This window comes from Labrenzia sp. CP4, assembly GCF_001579905.1.
Taxonomy (GTDB): domain Bacteria; phylum Pseudomonadota; class Alphaproteobacteria; order Rhizobiales; family Stappiaceae; genus Roseibium; species Roseibium algicola.
This window is the reverse complement of the sequence record NZ_CP011927.1, coordinates 2967963-2986610: the sequence shown is the minus strand read 5'-3', so window position 1 is coordinate 2986610 and position 18648 is coordinate 2967963. Positions and strand designations below refer to the sequence as shown.

General features: G+C 57.0%; 17 protein-coding genes. 2 read left to right on the top strand and 15 right to left on the bottom strand.

Features of this window, described 5'->3' with window-relative positions:
• The first annotated feature begins 250 nt into the window (after positions 1-250).
• The gene (locus ACP90_RS28010; RefSeq protein WP_062488676.1) at positions 251-2677 is read left to right on the top strand and encodes a methyl-accepting chemotaxis protein; all 2427 of its coding nucleotides are present in this window, start codon (positions 251-253) and stop codon (positions 2675-2677) included.
• Positions 2678-3027: 350 nt separating this feature from the next.
• Here the strand turns inward: ACP90_RS28010 and ACP90_RS28245 are convergent, their stop codons facing one another.
• A complete protein-coding gene (locus ACP90_RS28245) occupies positions 3028-3291 on the bottom strand; it encodes a hypothetical protein (protein ID WP_145915775.1) in 264 nt (87 codons plus the stop codon).
• A gap of 3 nt (positions 3292-3294) precedes the next feature.
• Between ACP90_RS28245 and ACP90_RS13890 the strand changes: the two genes are divergently transcribed.
• Positions 3295-3684: an aminotransferase class I/II-fold pyridoxal phosphate-dependent enzyme gene (locus tag ACP90_RS13890; RefSeq protein ID WP_145915774.1), complete on the top strand. Its 390-nt coding sequence runs from the start codon at positions 3295-3297 to the stop codon at positions 3682-3684.
• Between the two features lie 315 nt (positions 3685-3999).
• Here the strand turns inward: ACP90_RS13890 and lpxB are convergent, their stop codons facing one another.
• The 14 genes from lpxB to rpsB form a co-directional block, all read right to left on the bottom strand.
• Complete coding sequence (lpxB, locus tag ACP90_RS13880) at positions 4000-5172, bottom strand: lipid-A-disaccharide synthase (RefSeq protein ID WP_286145678.1); 1173 nt, start codon at positions 5170-5172, stop codon at positions 4000-4002.
• Positions 5173-5183: 11 nt separating this feature from the next.
• Positions 5184-6089 (bottom strand): UDP-2,3-diacylglucosamine diphosphatase LpxI, encoded by a 906-nt coding sequence (gene lpxI, locus ACP90_RS13875; protein ID WP_062488671.1) that lies wholly within the window; start codon positions 6087-6089, stop codon positions 5184-5186.
• Positions 6090-6092: 3 nt separating this feature from the next.
• The gene (lpxA, locus tag ACP90_RS13870; RefSeq protein ID WP_062488670.1) at positions 6093-6890 is read right to left on the bottom strand and encodes an acyl-ACP--UDP-N-acetylglucosamine O-acyltransferase; all 798 of its coding nucleotides are present in this window, start codon (positions 6888-6890) and stop codon (positions 6093-6095) included.
• A 6-nt stretch (positions 6891-6896) separates the two neighbouring features.
• The gene (fabZ, locus tag ACP90_RS13865) at positions 6897-7361 is read right to left on the bottom strand and encodes a 3-hydroxyacyl-ACP dehydratase FabZ (RefSeq protein WP_022998467.1); all 465 of its coding nucleotides are present in this window, start codon (positions 7359-7361) and stop codon (positions 6897-6899) included.
• 49 nt (positions 7362-7410) lie between these two features.
• The gene (gene lpxD / locus ACP90_RS13860) at positions 7411-8448 is read right to left on the bottom strand and encodes a UDP-3-O-(3-hydroxymyristoyl)glucosamine N-acyltransferase (RefSeq protein ID WP_062491620.1); all 1038 of its coding nucleotides are present in this window, start codon (positions 8446-8448) and stop codon (positions 7411-7413) included.
• Positions 8449-8527: 79 nt separating this feature from the next.
• Positions 8528-10909: an outer membrane protein assembly factor BamA gene (gene bamA / locus ACP90_RS13855; protein WP_031268423.1), complete on the bottom strand. Its 2382-nt coding sequence runs from the start codon at positions 10907-10909 to the stop codon at positions 8528-8530.
• Between the two features lie 164 nt (positions 10910-11073).
• The gene (gene rseP, locus ACP90_RS13850) at positions 11074-12216 is read right to left on the bottom strand and encodes an RIP metalloprotease RseP (RefSeq protein ID WP_062488669.1); all 1143 of its coding nucleotides are present in this window, start codon (positions 12214-12216) and stop codon (positions 11074-11076) included.
• Positions 12217-12328: 112 nt separating this feature from the next.
• On the bottom strand, positions 12329-13528 hold the full coding sequence (locus ACP90_RS13845) for a 1-deoxy-D-xylulose-5-phosphate reductoisomerase (protein ID WP_062488668.1): 1200 nt from the start codon (positions 13526-13528) through the stop codon (positions 12329-12331).
• Positions 13529-13544: 16 nt separating this feature from the next.
• A complete protein-coding gene (locus tag ACP90_RS13840; protein ID WP_055654495.1) occupies positions 13545-14387 on the bottom strand; it encodes a phosphatidate cytidylyltransferase in 843 nt (280 codons plus the stop codon).
• Positions 14388-14402: 15 nt separating this feature from the next.
• Entirely contained in the window at positions 14403-15170 is a 768-nt protein-coding gene (locus ACP90_RS13835; RefSeq protein ID WP_022998461.1) for an isoprenyl transferase, read from the bottom strand.
• A gap of 31 nt (positions 15171-15201) precedes the next feature.
• The gene (gene frr, locus ACP90_RS13830) at positions 15202-15765 is read right to left on the bottom strand and encodes a ribosome recycling factor (protein ID WP_022998460.1); all 564 of its coding nucleotides are present in this window, start codon (positions 15763-15765) and stop codon (positions 15202-15204) included.
• A gap of 111 nt (positions 15766-15876) precedes the next feature.
• Positions 15877-16596 carry a UMP kinase gene (pyrH, locus tag ACP90_RS13825; protein WP_022998459.1) on the bottom strand — a complete coding sequence of 240 codons (720 nt, stop codon included), beginning with the start codon at positions 16594-16596 and terminating at the stop codon, positions 15877-15879.
• Positions 16597-16665: 69 nt separating this feature from the next.
• Positions 16666-17583, bottom strand: coding sequence for a translation elongation factor Ts (gene tsf / locus ACP90_RS13820; protein ID WP_062488667.1), 918 nt, complete (start codon positions 17581-17583; stop codon positions 16666-16668).
• 144 nt (positions 17584-17727) lie between these two features.
• Positions 17728-18528 carry a 30S ribosomal protein S2 gene (gene rpsB / locus ACP90_RS13815; RefSeq protein ID WP_031268422.1) on the bottom strand — a complete coding sequence of 267 codons (801 nt, stop codon included), beginning with the start codon at positions 18526-18528 and terminating at the stop codon, positions 17728-17730.
• Positions 18529-18648 lie beyond the last annotated feature (120 nt).

Genomic DNA, 18648 nt, shown 5'->3' with positions numbered 1-18648 from the left:
TCAAGAGAATAGAAAATATCGAATATTTTCCGAAAAATAAACTGAAGCAAAAAAAGTTAAAAACACGCACTTAAAACTCGAAATGATATTTCTCTAATTTTCCTCATTTACATATGAGATAAAGAATTAATCGTTATAATTACACCCTAAATTCCCGTAGTAGAGAACTTTCACGAATAATAAGGAATCTTTGCTTACCCTTTCAAACAAATAGCGCGCATTGAACACGCTGGGGTTTCGAGGGGTTAACATGAGTTTCCTGAAGTTCGCTTCTGACTTGAAGTTTGGGGTAAAAGTCGGCGGTAGCTTTGCTGCCGTTGTTGCCCTTACGGGCATTGTAGGTGGTGTTGGCGCATACAGCGTCTTGACCCTCTCGGAGCGTATGGAGGTTGCGAAACAGTCAACTTCCGCCATTGCACAGTTGCAAAACCTGGCAAGCAAGAAGGAAAGCTTCCTGTCCTCACAGGACCTTCAGACAGCTGAGGCGACAATCTCCGACATCGGTGTGTTGAGTGCCGAACTTGAAACGCTCCAGAACCAGCTCAAGGCTGATCCCGAAGCTCAGGTTCCCGTCGCTGAAGCAGCTACTGCTGTAAAGCAATTCCGTGAGGCTTTCGAAGAGGTCGTCGGCCTGACGCAGACACAGACCGCAAAGCAACAGCAACTTGATGGCGCTGTGCAAAATCTTGAGAAGATCTCTTCGGAGATTCTCGGCAAGGCCCTGATGGCACGAGACGGCGTCAGCCAGGACGAGACAAACGCACGCAAGACGCTGGTGCTCGCCAACAAGGTGGGCCAGGCTGCCGCCGGTTTCCAGGAAGAGGCGCTTACCCTTCAAAATCTTTTCAACGCTGCAGCCAACAACGCCAAGCAGCTTTCAGACATCAAGGATCGGGTTGCCCTGCTTGTTCCTTCTGCCAAGCAGATGGCAGCAAACAGTTTTGACGGCGTCGACCCGGGCAAGTTCCAGCAGCTTGCTGCCAAAACGGCCGAACTGGAGCAGACACTCGGCAAACTGACCGAGACGAAGGACTACATCGCGATCTTCGACCTGACAGATGCCGCCAAGGCGGGGTTCGAGCAGCTTGTTTCCGATGTGAAGGAAATCCGGTCACAGGCAAATGTGGCCATCGACAATGTCTATGCACAGGCTGACCAGATCAACCAGCGTTTCTATGTCGTCGACAGCGTCGCGGACACGGTTATGCAGATCGAGGCAGACGCAAACGCAGTAAAGGCCGCCGCGTTCTACTTCATGCTGTCGCCGAGCGACACGTCTCAGCAGACCGTGACGACCGGTATCGAGGGCCTCGACAAACTGGCGTCCCGGCTCGAATCGAGCGCAAAGGACTTCCCAGCGATCGCCGACATCGTCCCGGCTGTGAAGAGCTCTATCGACAGCTTCGCTGCGAGTTTTTCCGAACTGGCTTCAAACCAGCTCCAGCTCGCCGAACAGATCGACACCATGACGGAACTGTCTCAGACAGTGCAAACGCAAATCACCACCATCTCCACCAATCAGAGCACTGCTGCACAAGCCTCCAGCACCAGCGCACTTGGCGTTATCAGCCTCGCCCTTCTGACAGCCATCCTGGCCGGCGTTGGGATGGCTATCGCACTCAACTTCGCGGTAACACGCCCTCTCCGCCGGACCACCGAAACAATGTCCCGCCTGGCGGAAGGTGACACGGATGTCGAGATCGACGGTATCGGGCGCGGTGACGAGATTGGCGACATGAGCCGAACCATGCAGGTCTTCCGCGACAACGCTGTTGAGCGTCTGCGCCTGCAGTCGGAAACAGAGCAAGACCAGCACCTGCGTGCAGAGCGGCAAGCCCGCATTGAGGCGCTGATTTCCGGTTTCCGAGAGAAAGCGACAGAAGTCCTGGGCTCCGTTGCAGAAACGGCACAGACACTTGATGGCACCGCTCAGGATCTCAGCGCTATCGCCAGCCAGAACTCCAGCCTTGCCGATAGCACCTATGGTGTAACCGACGAAGCGACACAGAACGTTCAGACGGTTGCGAGCGCCGCAGAAGAGCTTGCCGCTTCTATTCAGGAAATCTCCCGTCAGGTGAACCAGACCACGCAGGTTGTCGACCGGGCAACCGAAGGCACGCAGGTTACCAACGAAAAGGTTCAAAGCCTTTCGACAGCAGCCACCAAGATCGGCGAAGTCGTCAACCTGATCCAGGCGATTGCAGAGCAGACCAATCTCCTGGCCCTCAATGCAACGATCGAAGCTGCACGCGCCGGCGAGGCCGGCAAGGGTTTTGCAGTCGTTGCCGCCGAAGTAAAGGAACTGGCAACCCAGACGTCCAAGGCCACTGAGGAAATCAGCTCGCAGATCTCCGAAATCCAGAACGCAACCAAGGACGCCGTTGTCGCAATTGAGGCGATCACACAGACTATGGAAGAGGTCAACGAATACACCTCAACCATTGCAGCGGCAGTCGAACAGCAAGGTGCTGCAACGAGCGAAATCTCGGTCAACGTTCAGCGGGCTGCCGAGGGCACAGGTTCCGTAAAGACCAACATGTCGGATCTATCGCAGGCAGTCGCCCAGACCAGTCAGAACGCCAATCTGGTTCTCGGCGCTTCAAGCGAATTGTCGCAGAAAACCGATATTCTGAAGAATGAAGTCGGGCATTTCCTGGACAACGTAGCCAACGCCTGAACGAAGCAACCTAATCCCACGAGACTTGGAAGAACCGGGGGCGAACTGCACCCGGTTTTTGTTTGTCTGGCCTGCACCGATTCATCGGAGCTTCCAATCTCCTCGGCCCGCAAGGTTGAAGAGGCCTACAGATCGTTCCTCAAATCTGCCAGAGACCAGATGCAATGTGGCGCCGACACGAGTGTGCACCTGCAACCTACCCACGTCGTCGATATCTTCTGGCACACCCACATCCTCTTCACGCGAAAATACTTCAAGGACTGCGAAGCGGTCTTCGGACAATATCTGCACCATGAACCAGTTTTGCCCGGCCAGTAACCGTCTCAAATACCCGAGAACTGCTGCCCCTTTCAGGCTGAATCATCTTCTGAAGGAGCGCCAGGGACCTTTTCAGGTGGCCCAAAACCTTCGAAGCTGACATTCATGCAATAACGGCCCAGATTGGCGAAGCTGCCAGCGCGGGCGTACTGGCCGGGATTGAAACGGACCTTCAGGAAAAAACCGAGAGAGCAGCGCGCACTGCTTTGGGACTTTCGGATGGTGTCTCGGCTGTCTTCGGCCACAGTATTATCCAGCTCCTGGAGCAGGTTCTCATCACCCGATCCGAGAACCATCCAGTGGCGACCTTGAACAAGGATTTCTTCCTGTTCGACAAGACCTTGATGAAACTCGGTATCGCACAGGAGAAGTTCCCGACACTGGACGAGCTGATCAGGAAATCTCCTTCGCATCACACTATCCTGCTAAGTGCCCCGAACAATCCAACCACGCAGGATCTTTCACCCTGCGAACTGGAGGACCTGGTGAGTGCCAGAGAAGGACTGGTGCTCCTGGACGAGGCTTACGTGCTTTTCTCAAAAGCCCCAGAACACTGCCTCGCCTTTTTGAAGAAGCATCCCAACCTGGTTCTTTTGCGCGGCCCTCAAAGAGCGGTCTCGCGGGTCTTGGACTTGGCTATATGCTTTGTAGCGAGACGACTGCTGTGGAGTTCCTCCAGTCGCGCGTGAGCAGTATGATAAGTGCCATTCAAGCCGCCATGGCGATACGCTTGTTCGGCAAATACGATGAGCTCCGGCGCATGGCAGCCCGTCTCGCAAGCATGCACGACGACACTGGACGCAGGATCGCGCAAGAGACCCGATGCCAACCGGTTTCTGGCAGTTGTGACTTTCTTCTGATACGCACCGGACGCAGCGATTGCAGCAAAATCGTCCGCACGATGAATGACAGTGGAATACCCGCACTCGCCTATCAACGGCTGCCCGGCTATGAAGACGTGGTGAAACTGTTCCCCGCCGCTTTTGAGCGAGGCGACGACATCGTCAGGATTCTGTCTTCATAGCAGCAAGCACGACATCGGCCGCAGCCCCGCGCTGGCTATGCCCGTCCGGCAATCGCATGACATCATCAAGCCATTGCAGATGCTCGATCTGTTGCTGGCGTTCAGGACCGCTGTTCAGAAGCTCAACGAGATGGTTCGCCAGCACCTTTGGCTGCACTTCCTCATCAAGGAACTCCGGGATGGCTTTTGTTCCCAGGATGATATTTGGCAGGACAAAGGAATCAACGCTCGAGAATTTGAAGACCCGGTTGAGTTCCTTCATCCGTCTGAAAAACCAGTCGACCTTGTAGGCAACGACCATCGGAACGCCTGATAGAGCCAACTCAAGTGAAACAGTGCCGGACGCGGCCAAGGCTGCGTGCGCCTTTCTGAAGGCCGCCCGCTTGGCGTCCAGGCCGGTCACAATCTCGACCGGAACAGGCCAATGGGCCGTATCCTGCCGGATCTTGTCTTCAAGGTGCGCGACTGCCGGCAGAATAACCTTGAGCCCGGGCAACTTTTCTTTGACGATCGCAACGGTCTTAGCGAAGTCGCCTAGCAACCTGTCAATCTCGCTTCGCCGGCTCCCCGGCAGCACAAGCAGGATCTTCTCGTCTGCCTCTACAGGCGTTCTTTCGCCAACCGAGGGGCGCAGTTCGGATGCGATTTCACTCAAGGGATGGCCGACGTAATGGGTGCGCGGGCCACCGAGCTTGCGGTGCACATCAGGTTCAAACGGCAACAAGGCCAGAAGGTCGTCGACGTAGACGCTCATCTTGCGGGCTCGGCCTGGACGCCAGGCCCAGACAGAAGGCGAAACATAACCGACGATGGGTATGTGCGGCGCGCGCTTGCGCACGCGCTTGGCAACGTTATGCGTGAAGTCCGGACTGTCGATAATAACCAGAATATCCGGATTGGCCGCAACCACGGCATCCACGGTCTGGTAGACCCGCCTGATGATCAACGGCAATCTGGCGAGGACTGCCGTCAACCCCATGACGGAAACATCAGACATGTCAAAGAAGCTTTTGAGGCCCAGAGACATCATCCTTTCGCCGCCGACACCGCAGTAACGAACACCCACGCCCAACCGTTCGTTGAGCGCCTTCATCAATTCCGACCCGAGCTGGTCACCAGATTCTTCGCCTGCAACCAGGCAAATCGTGGGCATTTTTCCTGTCATCACGAACGCTCGTCCGATTGTCCCTTTGTGGTGACCCCGAACCTGGTGCCGTGCTCTATACCGATGACAAAAAGGCCGGCATTATCCGCCTTCCTGAGCGTCTCTTCCTTTTCCGCGATCAGTGCGCCGCTCGCCTCAACTGCAATGCCGGCAAGGCCTGCTGCAGCTGCGAGGTCAATAGTCATCGGGCCGACGGTTGGAAGATCCACCCGCAAGTCCTGGTTCGGCTTTGCTGTCTTTACCAAGACACCCGCGCGGCCTTTGCAACGGATCCTGCCAATGCGCTTGAGCTCCGCGCAGCGCTGCAGCATGGCGTCGGTCCCTTCTGCTCCCTCAAGCGCAACAACCCGCCCACCAACAGCAATCGCCGCCTGACCGATATCGAGTTCACCGAGCTTTTCCGTCGCCCGCAAGGCCAGCTCAGCATCCCGCCAGTCTCCCTGGTTCGGCTGAACTTTGCCAAGCACACCACTTGAGGCAAGCAGTTGCGGCGCCACATCCTTGATCCCCACAACGCGATACCCCTCAACTTCAAACAGCCGGATCACCTTGGTCAACAGACTGTCATCACCGCCGGCCAGTGCCCGGATGATCGTCGGCAATCGCTTCAAGGTACCCAAATCGCCAAGTATGGACGTGAAATCAGGGCGCCTGGAGACACCTCCGATCAGAAGCACGTCCCGGCACCCCGTCTTTTTCAGAAATTTGTAAAGCCGGCCGATTTCACCCCAGCCAAGTTCGGTATCGGCTTGCGCCCGCGTGCGTTCATCAGCCTCGCCCTTGATGGCGATAATCCTGAATTCACGTCCGGCGCTGCTGAGCGCTTCAGCGATCTGACAGGGCAGACTGCCATTGCCTGCGATCAGGGCAAGGCGTGGCTTCAGTCCCGTATCTGCCCTGTTCATCAGTCAGTCTTCGCTGCGCGGTGTGCAGAACCGGCGGTCTTCCTTTTCAAGGATGAAGTCGGTAACCGTCTTGACCAGGGGCTGATCGGCACCTTCTGCAGCAACAGCTTCTGCCCGGCTGCGCAGGGTTCCTTCGTTGCTCTCAAACAGCGCGCGATAAGCTGCCCGCAAAGCGTGGATCTGCTCCCGAGGCAAGCCCTTGCGCTTGAGACCCACCAGATTGAGACCGGCAAGACGTGCGCGGTCACCGATCACGGAACCATAGGGAATGACGTCGAATTCGACGCCGGTCATTCCACCGACGATCGCACCTGTTCCAACGCGAGACCATTGCCGGACCGCACTCAAGCCGCCCAGAATGACGAAGTCGTCAAGCTCGACGTGACCTGCAAGCGTGGCGTTGTTCGCCAGAATTGCGTGATTGCCGACCTGACAATCGTGGCCGACATGCGAGCTCATCATGAACAGGCAATTGTCACCGACCCTGGTATAGCCACCGCCACCTTCCGTACCGGGGCTCATGGTGACATGTTCACGGATCTGGTTGTTTGCGCCGATTTCCAGAAAGCTCACTTCACCCGCAAACTTGAGATCTTGCGGCTTGTGACCAATGCTGGCGAAGGGAAAGATATGCGTTTTGGCACCCACACTCGTGTAGCCCGTGACGACGACATGCGATTCCAGGATAACTCCGTCAGCAAGTTTCACGTTCGTGCCAACTGTAGAATAAGGCCCGATTCGAACGCCCTCGCCGATTACGGCCCCGTCTTCGACTATGGCCGTTGGATGTATGTCAGTCATATTTCCTCACGCATCTACCAGCATGGCGCTGACTTCAGCTTCTGCGACCTTGTTGCCATCTACCTTGGCAACGGCGTCGAACTTCCAGATGTTGGAGCGTTGCTTGATCTTCTTGACGTGGAAATGAACCTGATCACCAGGCTCAACAGGCCGGCGGAACTTCGCCTTGTCGATGGTCATGAAATAGACAAGCTGCGGCGGCGCATCGTCACCACGGGCATGAACGCAAAGGGCCCCGGCGGTCTGTGCCATGGCTTCGATCAGAAGAACACCCGGGAAAACGGGCCGCTCCGGAAAATGTCCGGTGAAGTGCGGTTCGTTGATGGTGACGTTCTTGATGCCGATGCAGCTGTTGTCGCCATCCATCTCGATGATCTTGTCAATCAGAAGAAAAGGATACCTGTGCGGCAGCAGCTTCATGATCCGCATGATGTCTGCGCTGGCAAGTGTTTTGTTTTCTGCGTCTTCCATATAATACCCCTTGGCGAATTACCGCCGCAAAGTCCTGTTTGTATTCCGTTTACGATCCGCCGCCACGCTCTGCAAGCTTTCTGACGGCAGCAACTTCACGGAACCACTGTTTGACCGGCTTTGCGGGCGTGCCGCCGTAGCGTCCCCCGGCAGGCAAATCATCGTTGACTACGCTCACCGCGGCCACCTGCGACCCCATGCCGATCGTTACGTGACCACGCACACCGGTTTGTCCGCCAATGGCGACGAAGTCCTCGAGTGTGCAGCTTCCGGAAAGACCAACCTGAGAAACGATCACGCAGTGACGTCCGACCACGACATTGTGGCCAATCTGAACCTGGTTATCGATCTTCGTGCCTTCGCCGATGATGGTATCCCGGTTTGCTCCACGATCGATGGTGGTGTTGGCGCCGATTTCAACGTCATCCTGAATGATCACGCGGCCAACCTGGGGCACCTTGAGATGACCCATCGGCCCCATCGCATAGCCAAAGCCATCCTGACCGCAGCAAACGCCAGGATGCATGTAGACGCGGTTGCCAAGCACTGTGTGCTGAACCGTGCAATTCGAACCGATCACACAGTCCCGGCCAATCTTGACGCCCTGTCCGATGACAGCGTTGGCCCGGATCACAGTGCCCGCACCGATCTCTGCCCCCGCACCGATCACGACACCAGCTTCGACCGTGACATTGTCTTCCAGCGACGCAGCCGGATCGATTACAGCCCGTTCTGAAATGACTGCGGCGCCAGGTTCTACCGGAACCATGGCTGCAGGATAAAGTTTGGCGAGGACCTTCGCCCAGGAGCGATAGGCATCTGAACATACAAGAACAGCAACGCCCTCCGGCACCTTGTCCTTGTGTTTCCGGTTGACAAGGCATGCAGCTGCCGTGGTCCCGTCCAGTTGCTTCAGGTAAGCGGTGTTGTCGAAGAACACCAGAGCACCGGGCGTGGCATCTTCCAATGGCGCTACACCTGTTATTTCCAGGGTAGGTTCGCCGCGAGCGATCTCAGCTTCCGCCCACGTTGCGATGTCTGAAAGAGAGACCGGAGCCGGAGACTTAAAAAATTTTGGCTCGGACATGATGTTATCCTTCTTGCCAGCCAACAAAAACGGCCGCCGAACGTGTCGGCGGCCGTTTTTTATCCTATGTGACCGCAGTTTAGAAGCGGGTACCGCCGCTCAACCGGAAAATCTGCGTTTTGTCGGAGTCGTCTTTGACGATCGGGTAAGCAAAGTCTGCCCGCAGAGGTCCGAATGGAGAGTTCCAGCGGATACCTGCACCAACCGACGCACGAACGTTGAAGTCGTTCGAGTCGATCTGGCCACCGTTGGTTTCCACCAAGTTCACCAGGCTGCTGTCGGCATCCCACAGCGAACCGGCATCGGCAAACACTGCACCACTCAGGCCGAATTCCTTCGGGATGACCGGGAACGGGAACCGGGTTTCGGCAGTTGCCGCGAAGTAGAACCGACCACCGATAGCGTCTTCGGTCGTTGCGTCACGCGGGCCGATACCCTGGTTCTCAAAGCCACGAACGAGAGTACCACCAAGCATGAACTGTTCGGACACACGCAGACGCTCATCACCAAGGGCCATGATGTTACCACCACGCACCGACAGGCTACCGATCAGACCGTAGTCAGCCAGGATTTCCTTGTAGGCGCGAGCCTGAGCTTCGGTCTTGATGTAGAAGCTGTCGCCACCCAGACCAGCAATTTCCTGACCGAAGGAAGCATAGATACCGTCGGAGGGATCCAGGATCCGGTCGAGCGTGTTGTAACGCAGCTCGTAGCCAACCAGAGACGTCAGGTAGGTGCCGAGGGAGTCACAGACCGCCAGGGAAAGGCTTGCGGTGTCACAGTTGTTGATGTTGGTCGAGTTGTTGTCCGGATCGGAGTTCTTCTCCTGGAAGATGTTGTAGAACAGACGGACAGTCAGCTCATCTTCCCGAAGCGGCAGAGTGAAACCGAACCCGCCACCGGTCTTCTTCTGATCGAAGGAACGGTAGTCGTTGGCATCATCCACCTTGCGATAGAGGTCCAGATCAAGGGCAACACGGCGTCCCATGAAGAACGGTTCAACGAAACGGAACTCGTAGGACTGGGTGTCCGTACCGCCGCCAACAGCGAGCTTCACGAACTGGCCACGGCCCAGGAAGTTCTTCTCGGTCAGCGAAATGTCACCAATGACACCGTCAACCGTCGAATAACCGACACCGAAGGAGATTTCACCAGTCGGCTTTTCTTCGACGCGAACGTTCACGACCACGCGATCAGGTGCACTGCCCTGCTGCGTCGTGATGGAAACCTTCTCGAAGAAACCGAGGTTGCGCAGACGGCGTTCCGCCTTGTCGACAAGCGCACGGTTGAACGCATCGCCTTCAGCAATGTCGAACTCGCGGCGAATGACATACTCACGGGTACGGTCGTTGCCGATCACGTTGATCCGCTCGATGTAGGCGCGAGGACCTTCTTCGATGTAGTAGATCAGGGAGATCGTGTTGTTGTCGTAGTCACGAGCACCACGCGGACGGACACGAGCAAAGGCATAACCCTCTTCCGACACACGAAGCGTGATGTCTTCGACAGACTGCTCGACGCGCAGCGAGTTGAAGGTCTGACCACTCTTGGTACGGATCAGGCGGCGAAGATCTTCCGGATCAACGTCGGCAATCGTGGAAACGATCTCGACATCGCCAATCTCGTACTTCTCGCCCTCTTCCACCGTGAAGGTCACGTAGAAGATGTTCTGCTCGCGATCGAGGTCTGCGCTGGTGGAGACGATACGGAAGTCCGCATAGCCCTTCTTGTTGTAGTACTGACGCAGCAACTCCTCGTCCGCAGCCAAACGGTCCGGATCGTAGGTGTCGGTGCTGCGCAGCCAGCTCAGAAGGCCGCTTTCGCGTGTACGGATGACATCTCGCAGGCGGCCGTCGCTGAATGCGGAATTGCCGATGAAGCTGATCCGCTCGACGCCGGTCTTCGCACCCTCGTTGATCTCGAAAACGAGATCGACACGATTCTGACCACGATCGATGATCTGCGGCTCGACGGACGCGCCATAGCGACCGGAGCGACGATAAGCTTCAAGAATATTCTGGACGTCAGCCTGAACCTTGGCACGGGACAGCATCGAGCGCGGCTGTGACCGTACGGCGGTTTCCAGCGCGCTGTCCTTGATCTTCCGGTTACCTTCGAAAGAGACCCTGTTGATGATCGGGTTCTCGGTAACCGTCACAACGACAACGCTGCCACGCGGGGTGATGTCGACCGTTGCAAAAAGGCCGGTTGCGTAGAGCGCCTTCAGTGACTCGTCGACATCGAACGCGCTGTAGGAGCGTCCGGGAACGATGGTCATGTAACTGACAACGGTTTCATCCTCGACACGGGTATTGCCACGCACGTCAATGCTTCTGGCCACCGCCGCCTGTGCCTGTGAAACCAGGGACACCGGCCCGAAAGCTTTCGGCAAAACCGTCCCGATCGAAAATACGGCAACCGCCAACAGTACGGCCCGTGTAAGTCTCTGCAATCGCTGCATTATTGCGCTATGCCTTTGTTTTTAATACCCCTCCCGAGAATCCGCACTCACCCCAGCAGATTCTCGGAACCGACGAGTGTTTTATAGGTTTTTACCGATAACGCAACCGCCCTTCCGGGCGGAAAGCGATTTAGTCTGAAGACGTTGCGTCAATGTCACGGGTGTCATGAATTGGTTCCCACGAGCCGCATGATATCCTTCCATGTGACGAACACCATCAGCATGAGAACAAGTCCCAGACCGATCCGGAAACCAACGTCCTGCACCCTTTCGCTGAGCGGTTTGCCACGCAGGGCTTCTGCAGTGAAGTAAACGAGGTGTCCACCATCGAGAATCGGCACCGGTGCCAGGTTGATCAGACCGATGCTGACAGAAAGTACGGCCGCCAGAGAAATGAGCGGAAGGAACCCGAGATCTGCGACCTGCCCGGAGATCTGTGCCACGCGGATCGGACCACCAAGCTGGTCAGCTGACTGCCGCTGGGAAATGATGCCCCAGATATAGCTGACCGTGCTTTCGATGATGCGCCAGGTTTCCGCAGTTCCTTCAAGAGCCGCTTCGCCAAGCCCGTATTTGATGTGAATGAGATGAGACGGATCGGACACGCCGCGAAGGCTGATATCGCCGGCCACCTGCCTCTCACCGAAAAAGACTTCTTTCTCCTTCGCGTCGGGCGTAACGGTCAAAGTGACGTCTTGCCCGCCCCGTTCGACTTCGAAAACGAGAGGCGTGTTGGCATTCATCAGGACGATCTGACGCATCTCGCCGAAAGTCTGGATAGGCCTGCCGTCAATTTCCTTCACGATATCGCCGGCCAGAAGCCCGTCGCGCTCAGCTGCGCCGCCCGCAAAAACCTGTTCGACGACAGGTTCGAAACCCTGCTTGCCGGAGGTTACGAAGAGGGCGGTAAAGATCACGATTGCGAGAAGGAAGTTGGCGATGGGCCCCGCGGCCACAACGGCCATGCGTTGCCAGACCGGTTTTGCGATGAAAGCCGTTTTCCGGTCCTCTTCGCTCATCTGCGCAATTGCCTCACGGCTTGGTACACTTGCCGCATTTTCGTCGCCGGCGAACTTGACGTAGCCACCAAGCGGAATCCAGCAGAGTTTCCAACGAGTTCCCTTCCGGTCATTAAAACCGAAAAGCTCACGCCCGAAGCCGACGGAAAAAGCATCCACCTTTACGTTGCACCAACGAGCCACAGCGAAATGGCCGAGCTCATGGAAGAAGACGACGATTGTAAGCACAAAAAGAAAGGGAATGATTGTGCCGACTATCAGGGAATAGGCGGAAACGAGAAGGTCCATGAACTATGTCCGATCCTGCGCAGCTAGGATTGTTTTGAAGGATTGTACTAAAAAGAAAATTACGGCGTGTTAATGGTGGGAGACCAAAAATTCAGGGCCTTCAACACCCCGATTACCGCGATCTTATCCATTCACCAGTCTTCTGCCGTGCTTCTGCGTCGATGGCAAGAACATCCTCGACGCCGGCAGCGTCCGTCAGCTTGCCGCCTGCCCCCATCGCATCCAGCACCTCTTCAATGGCAGCCGGAATGTCCATGAAGCCGATCCGGCTCTTCAGAAAAGCGTCCACGGCAACCTCATCTGCAGCGTTAAGCACAGCCGGTGCCATTCCCCCTGCCCGCATGGCTTCCAGTGCAAGACGGAGCGCCGGGAACCGGTCGAGATCCGGTGCTTCAAAAGTGAGTGTGCCGAGTTCGGCCAGATCCAGACGTTTCACCGGAACGTTCATCCGGCGGGGAAAGGCAAGGCAGTGGGCGATCGGCGTGCGCATGTCCGGACTACCGAGTTGAGCCAGCAGGGATCCGTCCTTGTATTGCACAAGTCCGTGAACCGTCGATTGAGGATGGACAAGAACGCCAAGCTGATCGTGGGCAACCGGAAAAAGATGGGACGCTTCGATAACCTCGAAGCCCTTGTTCATCATCGTTGCACTGTCGATCGTAATGCGTGCGCCCATGTCCCAGTTCGGATGCTTGAGCGCCTGCTGTGGTGTTACCCGTGCCATGTCGGCTTTCGAGACACTCCTGAACGGTCCGCCCGACGCCGTCAGAATAACCTTCTCGACCATGTCGGCCTTGTCGGTTTCAAAAACCTGAAAGATGGCATTGTGCTCGCTGTCGACGGGCAGGAGTTCCGCCTCGGTCGCGCGGATCTTGGCCATGAACAGATCACCTGCACAAACCAGGCATTCCTTGTTGGCAAGTGCAATGCGGCGTCCTGGCCGGATCGCGGCCATGGTCGGCTTCAATCCCGCGGACCCTACAATGGCACCGACGACGATATCCGTATCCTGCGTGACCGCTTCCAGAACGGCAGCCTCACCGGCTCCCGTTGCAATGCCGCTGCCGGCAAGCCGCTCCTTGAGCTCCGGATAACAGGTTTCCTCGGCAAGGATAGCGGAACCGGTCTTTAGCGCTTTTGCCATGTCGGCGAGGCCCGCGGCGTTCCGGTTCGCAACCAGCGCGACGACTTCATAGCTGTCCGGATTTCTTTGAATGAGATCCGCCAAGCTCTGGCCGATGGACCCAGTGGCCCCTAGAACGGTTATCCGGGTTTTCGCGCCAGGGTCGCGGGCTGCAAAGGCAGCTGCCATGCCTGTTACTCCAAATTCAAATCAGACCGAGGCCGGCAATAGGGTCTGCAAGGCTGCCGCCAGCAACTAGGCCAATCAGCACGGCGAAAATGGCAGCGGCCACCAGACCGTCGATCCGGTCCATGATGCCGCCATGCCCGGGGATCAGCTTGCTGGAATCCTTGACGTCAAACCGCCGCTTGATGGCAGACTCCAGAAGGTCCCCTGCCTGAGAGACGACCGAGAGCCCGGCCGCCAGCAAAGCCCAAAGCATCAGGTCCTGCGCATTTGCGACAAAAGCAACGCCAGCGCCAAAAACCGTGGCAAGCACCAGCCCGCCGATGGCACCAGACCAGGTCTTTTTAGGTGATACACGTGGCCAGAGCTTGGGCCCACCCAATGCACGGCCGGTAAAATAGGCGAAAATGTCGGTTGCCCAGACAACAAACAGCAGGAAAAACGCGACCAGAAGCCCGTTGCTTCCTTCACGAAGTACAAGCAGCGAGAACAGTGCAAGCCCGCTGTAGAGGATCCCTTCGATGGCCCATCGTCCAGCCTTGGAGAAACCACCAAGCGCATAGGCGATGAAAGCACCAGCAACCATGGCCCCGAGACCAAGGTCAGGATGTCCGGCTACTGTCAGCACCCCAATGGCAAACAGCGTTGCAAATCCGGTGAGTGAACTGGGTGACTTTGCCTGTGTCCCGGTGATCGTGAACCACTCCCACAGGAACAGTCCGGACGCGACCAGCGTCAGCGCAGCAAAGGGCAGATTGCCCAGATAGGTGATCAGAAGAACAAGAGGCCCCAGAACGAGTGCCGAAATGAACCTGAGGCGAAGGTCGGACAGTTTTTTCGGGTTCTGGTGTGGTTCTGCCATTGCTCAAGCCGGAGGTCAGTTGGCCTTGGCGTCAAGGCCGCCGTACCGGCGCTCACGGCTGCAGAAACAGCTCAAAGCCTTGTCGAAGGCCGCCTCATCGAAGTCCGGCCAGTAAAGATCGCAGAAATAGAACTCGGAATAGGCGGCCTGCCACAGCAGGAAATTGGAAAGACGCATTTCTCCGCTGGTGCGGATGATGAGATCGGGATCCGGCAAACCGGAGGTATCCAGCGCCGCCGTGATCGCGTCTTCGGTTATCTCGGCCGGCTGCATCTCTCCAGCCTGAACCTTTGCTGCCAGCTCCTGTGCCGCCCGCACGATTTCCGACCGTGCACCATAATTGAACGCAACGACCAGGTTCAGGCCGGTGTTGTGACGGGTCAGGTCTTCAGCTTCTTTCAGAAGCGCCAAAATCCCGGGTTCCAGATCACTGCGCCCGCCGATGATGCGGATACGCACATTGGCTTCGTGAAGCTCGCTCAGATCGCGCTGGACGAAACGGCGCAGCAGCCCCATCAGGAAAGAAACTTCAGCCTGTGGCCGGTTCCAGTTTTCGGATGAGAAGCTGTAGATCGTGATGGTTTCGATGCCGACACGGCCAGCGTGGCGGATCACCTTGCGCAGTGCGGCAAGCCCCTGTCGATGTCCCTCTGTCCGTGGCAAACCGCGCGCAGTTGCCCATCGCCCGTTGCCATCCATGATGAAGGCAACGTGACGGGGCATTTTCGCACCGGTTTCATCCGCAGCAGGTGCATGCAGGTTGCGGTCCGGGCTGACGCTCATGTGCTCCCCCAACTCACACTCCCCAGGTCGATCAGACCTGGGAAATTTCCTGCTCTTTTTTCTCCAGCATGCCGTCGACCTCAGCAATCATCTGGTCGGTCAGCTTCTGCACTTCATCGGATGCGACACGGCTGTCGTCCTGGGAAATGTCACCGTCTTTTTCGGCCTTCTTGGCAGCGTCCATGCCATCGCGGCGGACGTGACGGATCGCAACTTTTGCCTGTTCGGCGTATTTATGGGCCACCTTGATGAGTTCCTGGCGGCGTTCCTGGTTGAGCTCGGGAATCGGCAGCCGCAGAAGCATGCCGTCTACAACCGGGTTCAAACCAAGGTTGGATTCTCGAATCGCCTTTTCAACGGCCGACACCATGCTCTTGTCCCAGACCTGAACAGCCAGCATGCGAGGTTCGGGAACGGAGACGGTGGCTACCTGGTTGATCGGCATGGACTGGCCATAGGCATCAACAGTAATCGGATCCATCATGGAAGAAGAGGCGCGGCCGGTACGCAGTCCGGCAAATTCCGTTTTCAGAACCGACAAGGCTCCCTGCATGCGGCGCTTCAGATCATCAAGGTCCACACCTTCTACCGACATTTTATCCTCACTGTTGTTTTATGCTTGGCTTAATAGAGTCTCGGCGCGCGCCAACATGGCATAAACGCACCGAAACACAAGAGCTTGAACCGGGATTGGTTCTTAAAACTTTCAGTCACCCACGACAGTGTAGGTGCCGGTTTCCTGAAGCACACTGACGAGGGCGCCGGGTGAGTGAATGGAAAACACAATGACGGGAATGGAATTGTCACGGGCCAGGGCAATGGCCGTCGTGTCCATGACTTTCAGGTTGCGGGTTATGATTTCGTCATAACCAAGGGTGTCATAGCGCTCCGCGTTCGGGTTGACCTTGGGGTCCTCGGAGTAGACGCCATCCACCTGTGTCCCCTTCAGGAAGGCGTCGCACTTCATTTCAGCAGCCCGCAGAGCCGCACCGCTGTCCGTGGTGAAGAACGGGTTGCCGGTGCCCCCTGCAAAGACGATCACATCGCCATCTTCCATGTAGCGGTCAGCGACACGCTGCGAAAAGGTTTCACAGATCGAGGGAACGGATACGGCAGACAGAACACGGGCATTGACCTTCAGGCGGCGCAGGGCATCCGCCAGCGTCAGGCTGTTCATGATGGTGGCCAGCATGCCCATGTGGTCGCCGGTGACGCGGTTGCCACCCTTGGCGGCGACTGCAACACCGCGGAAGATGTTCCCTCCCCCGACGACAACGCCGACCTGAGCTCCAAGAGCCACTGCGTCGGCGATTTCCTTGGCGATCCTTTGTACGATGGCCGGGTCAATTCCAAAAGCCTGCGATCCCATCAGGGCCTCGCCGGAGAGTTTCAGAAGGATCCGTTTCCAGCGCAAGGAATTCGTCATGGGTGCACCCTTTTTGAAATTGTCTTTCTAAAAAAAAAGCGCCGGACTTGCCGGCGCTTTTCCTTGAGCTTACTGCCCGGTGGCTGCTGCCACCTCTGCGGCGAAGTCTTGCTCTTCCTTCTCGATCCCTTCGCCGATTGCGAAGCGGACAAAGCCGGTCAGTTTGACTTCAGCGCCGATTTCTTTAGCGAGCGCCTCGACGGCCTGCTCAACCGTCTGATCCGGGTTGATCACGAAGGCCTGCTTCACGAGGGTAACTTCCTCGTAGAATTTGCGCAAACGGCCTTCCACCATTTTTTCAATGATGTTTTCCGGCTTGCCGGATTCGCGTGCCTGTTCGGAGAAGACAGACTTCTCACGTTCGACAACGGTCGGATCCAGTTCTTCGGTGTTCAGCGACAGCGGGCTTGTTGCAGCAACGTGCATGGCAATCTGACGGCCAAGGCCATTCAGCTTGTCCTTGTCACCAGTGGACTCCAGGGCCACCAGAACGCCGATCTTGCCGAGACCGTCGGAAACAGCACTGTGAACGTAGGTCGCGACAACGCCTTCGTTTACGGCCAGAACCGCAGTGCGGCGCAGGGTCATGTTTTCGCCGATCGTGGCGATCGCATCGGTGATCGCTTCTGCAACCGGCTTGCCGCCAAGGTTTGCAGCGGAAACGGCTTCAACGGAACCATCGGTGCCGACGGCTACCTTGGCCACATTGGAGACCAGCTCCTGGAACCCTTCGTTGCGTGCAACGAAGTCGGTTTCGGAGTTCAGCTCGATCACGGCAGCCTTGTTGCCATCGGCGGCAACGCCGACCAGACCTTCAGCAGCCACACGGCCTGCCTTCTTGGCAGCCTTGGCCAGACCTTTGGTGCGCAGCCAGTCAACAGCTGCTTCCATATCACCGCCTGCTTCAGTCAGGGCGGTCTTGCAGTCCATCATGCCAGCGCCGGATTTCTCGCGGAGCTCTTTTACCATCGCAGCGGTAATGCTCATCGATTGCCTCGTGCATGGGGGTTTCAGATGAGACACGGTTTAGCCCATGGCCTTCCGCGCCTTTATGACGGGGCTGCAACAAAATGCAGCCCGCCTTGCGAATTTCAACAGTATTCTGCCACGGCAGACCGCGGCAGGAGAGGCTTAAGCCTCGGCAGCTGCTGCTTCAGCCGGAGCTTCTTCAGAAGCCTCAGCAAGAACTTCTTCAACCGGAGCTTCTTCGGAAGCGCCGATGTCCATGCCGGAAGCACCCTGTGCACGGGAAATACCGTCGATAGCGGCACGAGCGATCAGGTCGCAGTACAGCGACAGAGCGCGGCCGGCATCGTCGTTACCCGGCACCGGATAGGTGATGCCTTCCGGATTGGAGTTGGAATCGAGGATCGCGGCAACCGGAATACCCAGACGACGGGCTTCCTGGATGGCAATGGCTTCGCGGTTGGTGTCGATCACGAAGATCAGGTCCGGAATACCGCCCATGTCCTTGATACCGCCAAGGTTCCGCTCGAGCTTTTCACGCTCGCGGTCCATGAACAGACGCTCTTTCTTGGTCAGAGCGTTGGCAGCGTCGGAAGACAGGGTTTCTTCCAGCTTGCGCAGGCGCTGGATGGACTGGGAGATGGTCTTCCAGTTCGTCAGCATGCCGCCGAGCCAACGTGCGTTGACATAATACTGAGCGGAGTTGCGCGCTGCAGATGCAACAGATTCCTGTGCCTGGCGCTTGGTACCTACGATCAGAACGCGGCCACCACCGGCAACCGTGTCGGACACGGCCTTGAGTGCCTGGTGCAGAAGCGGAACGGTCTGGGACAGGTCCATGATGTGAACATCGTTGCGTACACCAAAGATGTACTGACCCATGCGCGGGTTCCAACGGTGTTTCTGGTGACCAAAGTGAACGCCAGCTTCCAGCAGCTGACGCATGGTGAAATCGGGCAAAGACATGGCCCTTATCTCCTGAGTTTTTCCGGTTTGACCTCCGCAAGAGGATGTGGACCGGAGAGATTTCCCTTCGGCCACCGGAAGGACCCCGATAAGCTCGGTTTCCGCCCCTTGCGTGTGGAA

Excerpts from the sequence above, each read along its gene's own strand:
- ACP90_RS28010 (WP_062488676.1), top strand. The coding sequence starts at position 251 with ATGAGTTTCCTGAAGTTCGCTTCTGACTTGAAGTTTGGGGTAAAAGTC.
- ACP90_RS28245 (WP_145915775.1), bottom strand. The coding sequence starts at position 3,291 with ATGGTTCTCGGATCGGGTGATGAGAACCTGCTCCAGGAGCTGGATAAT.
- lpxB (WP_286145678.1), bottom strand. The coding sequence starts at position 5,172 with ATGCCCACGATTTGCCTGGTTGCAGGCGAAGAATCTGGTGACCAGCTC.
- lpxI (WP_062488671.1), bottom strand. The coding sequence starts at position 6,089 with ATGAACAGGGCAGATACGGGACTGAAGCCACGCCTTGCCCTGATCGCA.
- lpxA (WP_062488670.1), bottom strand. The coding sequence starts at position 6,890 with ATGACTGACATACATCCAACGGCCATAGTCGAAGACGGGGCCGTAATC.
- fabZ (WP_022998467.1), bottom strand. The coding sequence starts at position 7,361 with ATGGAAGACGCAGAAAACAAAACACTTGCCAGCGCAGACATCATGCGG.
- lpxD (WP_062491620.1), bottom strand. The coding sequence starts at position 8,448 with ATGTCCGAGCCAAAATTTTTTAAGTCTCCGGCTCCGGTCTCTCTTTCA.
- bamA (WP_031268423.1), bottom strand. The coding sequence starts at position 10,909 with ATGCAGCGATTGCAGAGACTTACACGGGCCGTACTGTTGGCGGTTGCC.
- rseP (WP_062488669.1), bottom strand. The coding sequence starts at position 12,216 with ATGGACCTTCTCGTTTCCGCCTATTCCCTGATAGTCGGCACAATCATT.
- ACP90_RS13845 (WP_062488668.1), bottom strand. The coding sequence starts at position 13,528 with ATGGCAGCTGCCTTTGCAGCCCGCGACCCTGGCGCGAAAACCCGGATA.
- ACP90_RS13840 (WP_055654495.1), bottom strand. The coding sequence starts at position 14,387 with ATGGCAGAACCACACCAGAACCCGAAAAAACTGTCCGACCTTCGCCTC.
- ACP90_RS13835 (WP_022998461.1), bottom strand. The coding sequence starts at position 15,170 with ATGAGCGTCAGCCCGGACCGCAACCTGCATGCACCTGCTGCGGATGAA.
- frr (WP_022998460.1), bottom strand. The coding sequence starts at position 15,765 with ATGTCGGTAGAAGGTGTGGACCTTGATGATCTGAAGCGCCGCATGCAG.
- pyrH (WP_022998459.1), bottom strand. The coding sequence starts at position 16,596 with ATGACGAATTCCTTGCGCTGGAAACGGATCCTTCTGAAACTCTCCGGC.
- tsf (WP_062488667.1), bottom strand. The coding sequence starts at position 17,583 with ATGAGCATTACCGCTGCGATGGTAAAAGAGCTCCGCGAGAAATCCGGC.
- rpsB (WP_031268422.1), bottom strand. The coding sequence starts at position 18,528 with ATGTCTTTGCCCGATTTCACCATGCGTCAGCTGCTGGAAGCTGGCGTT.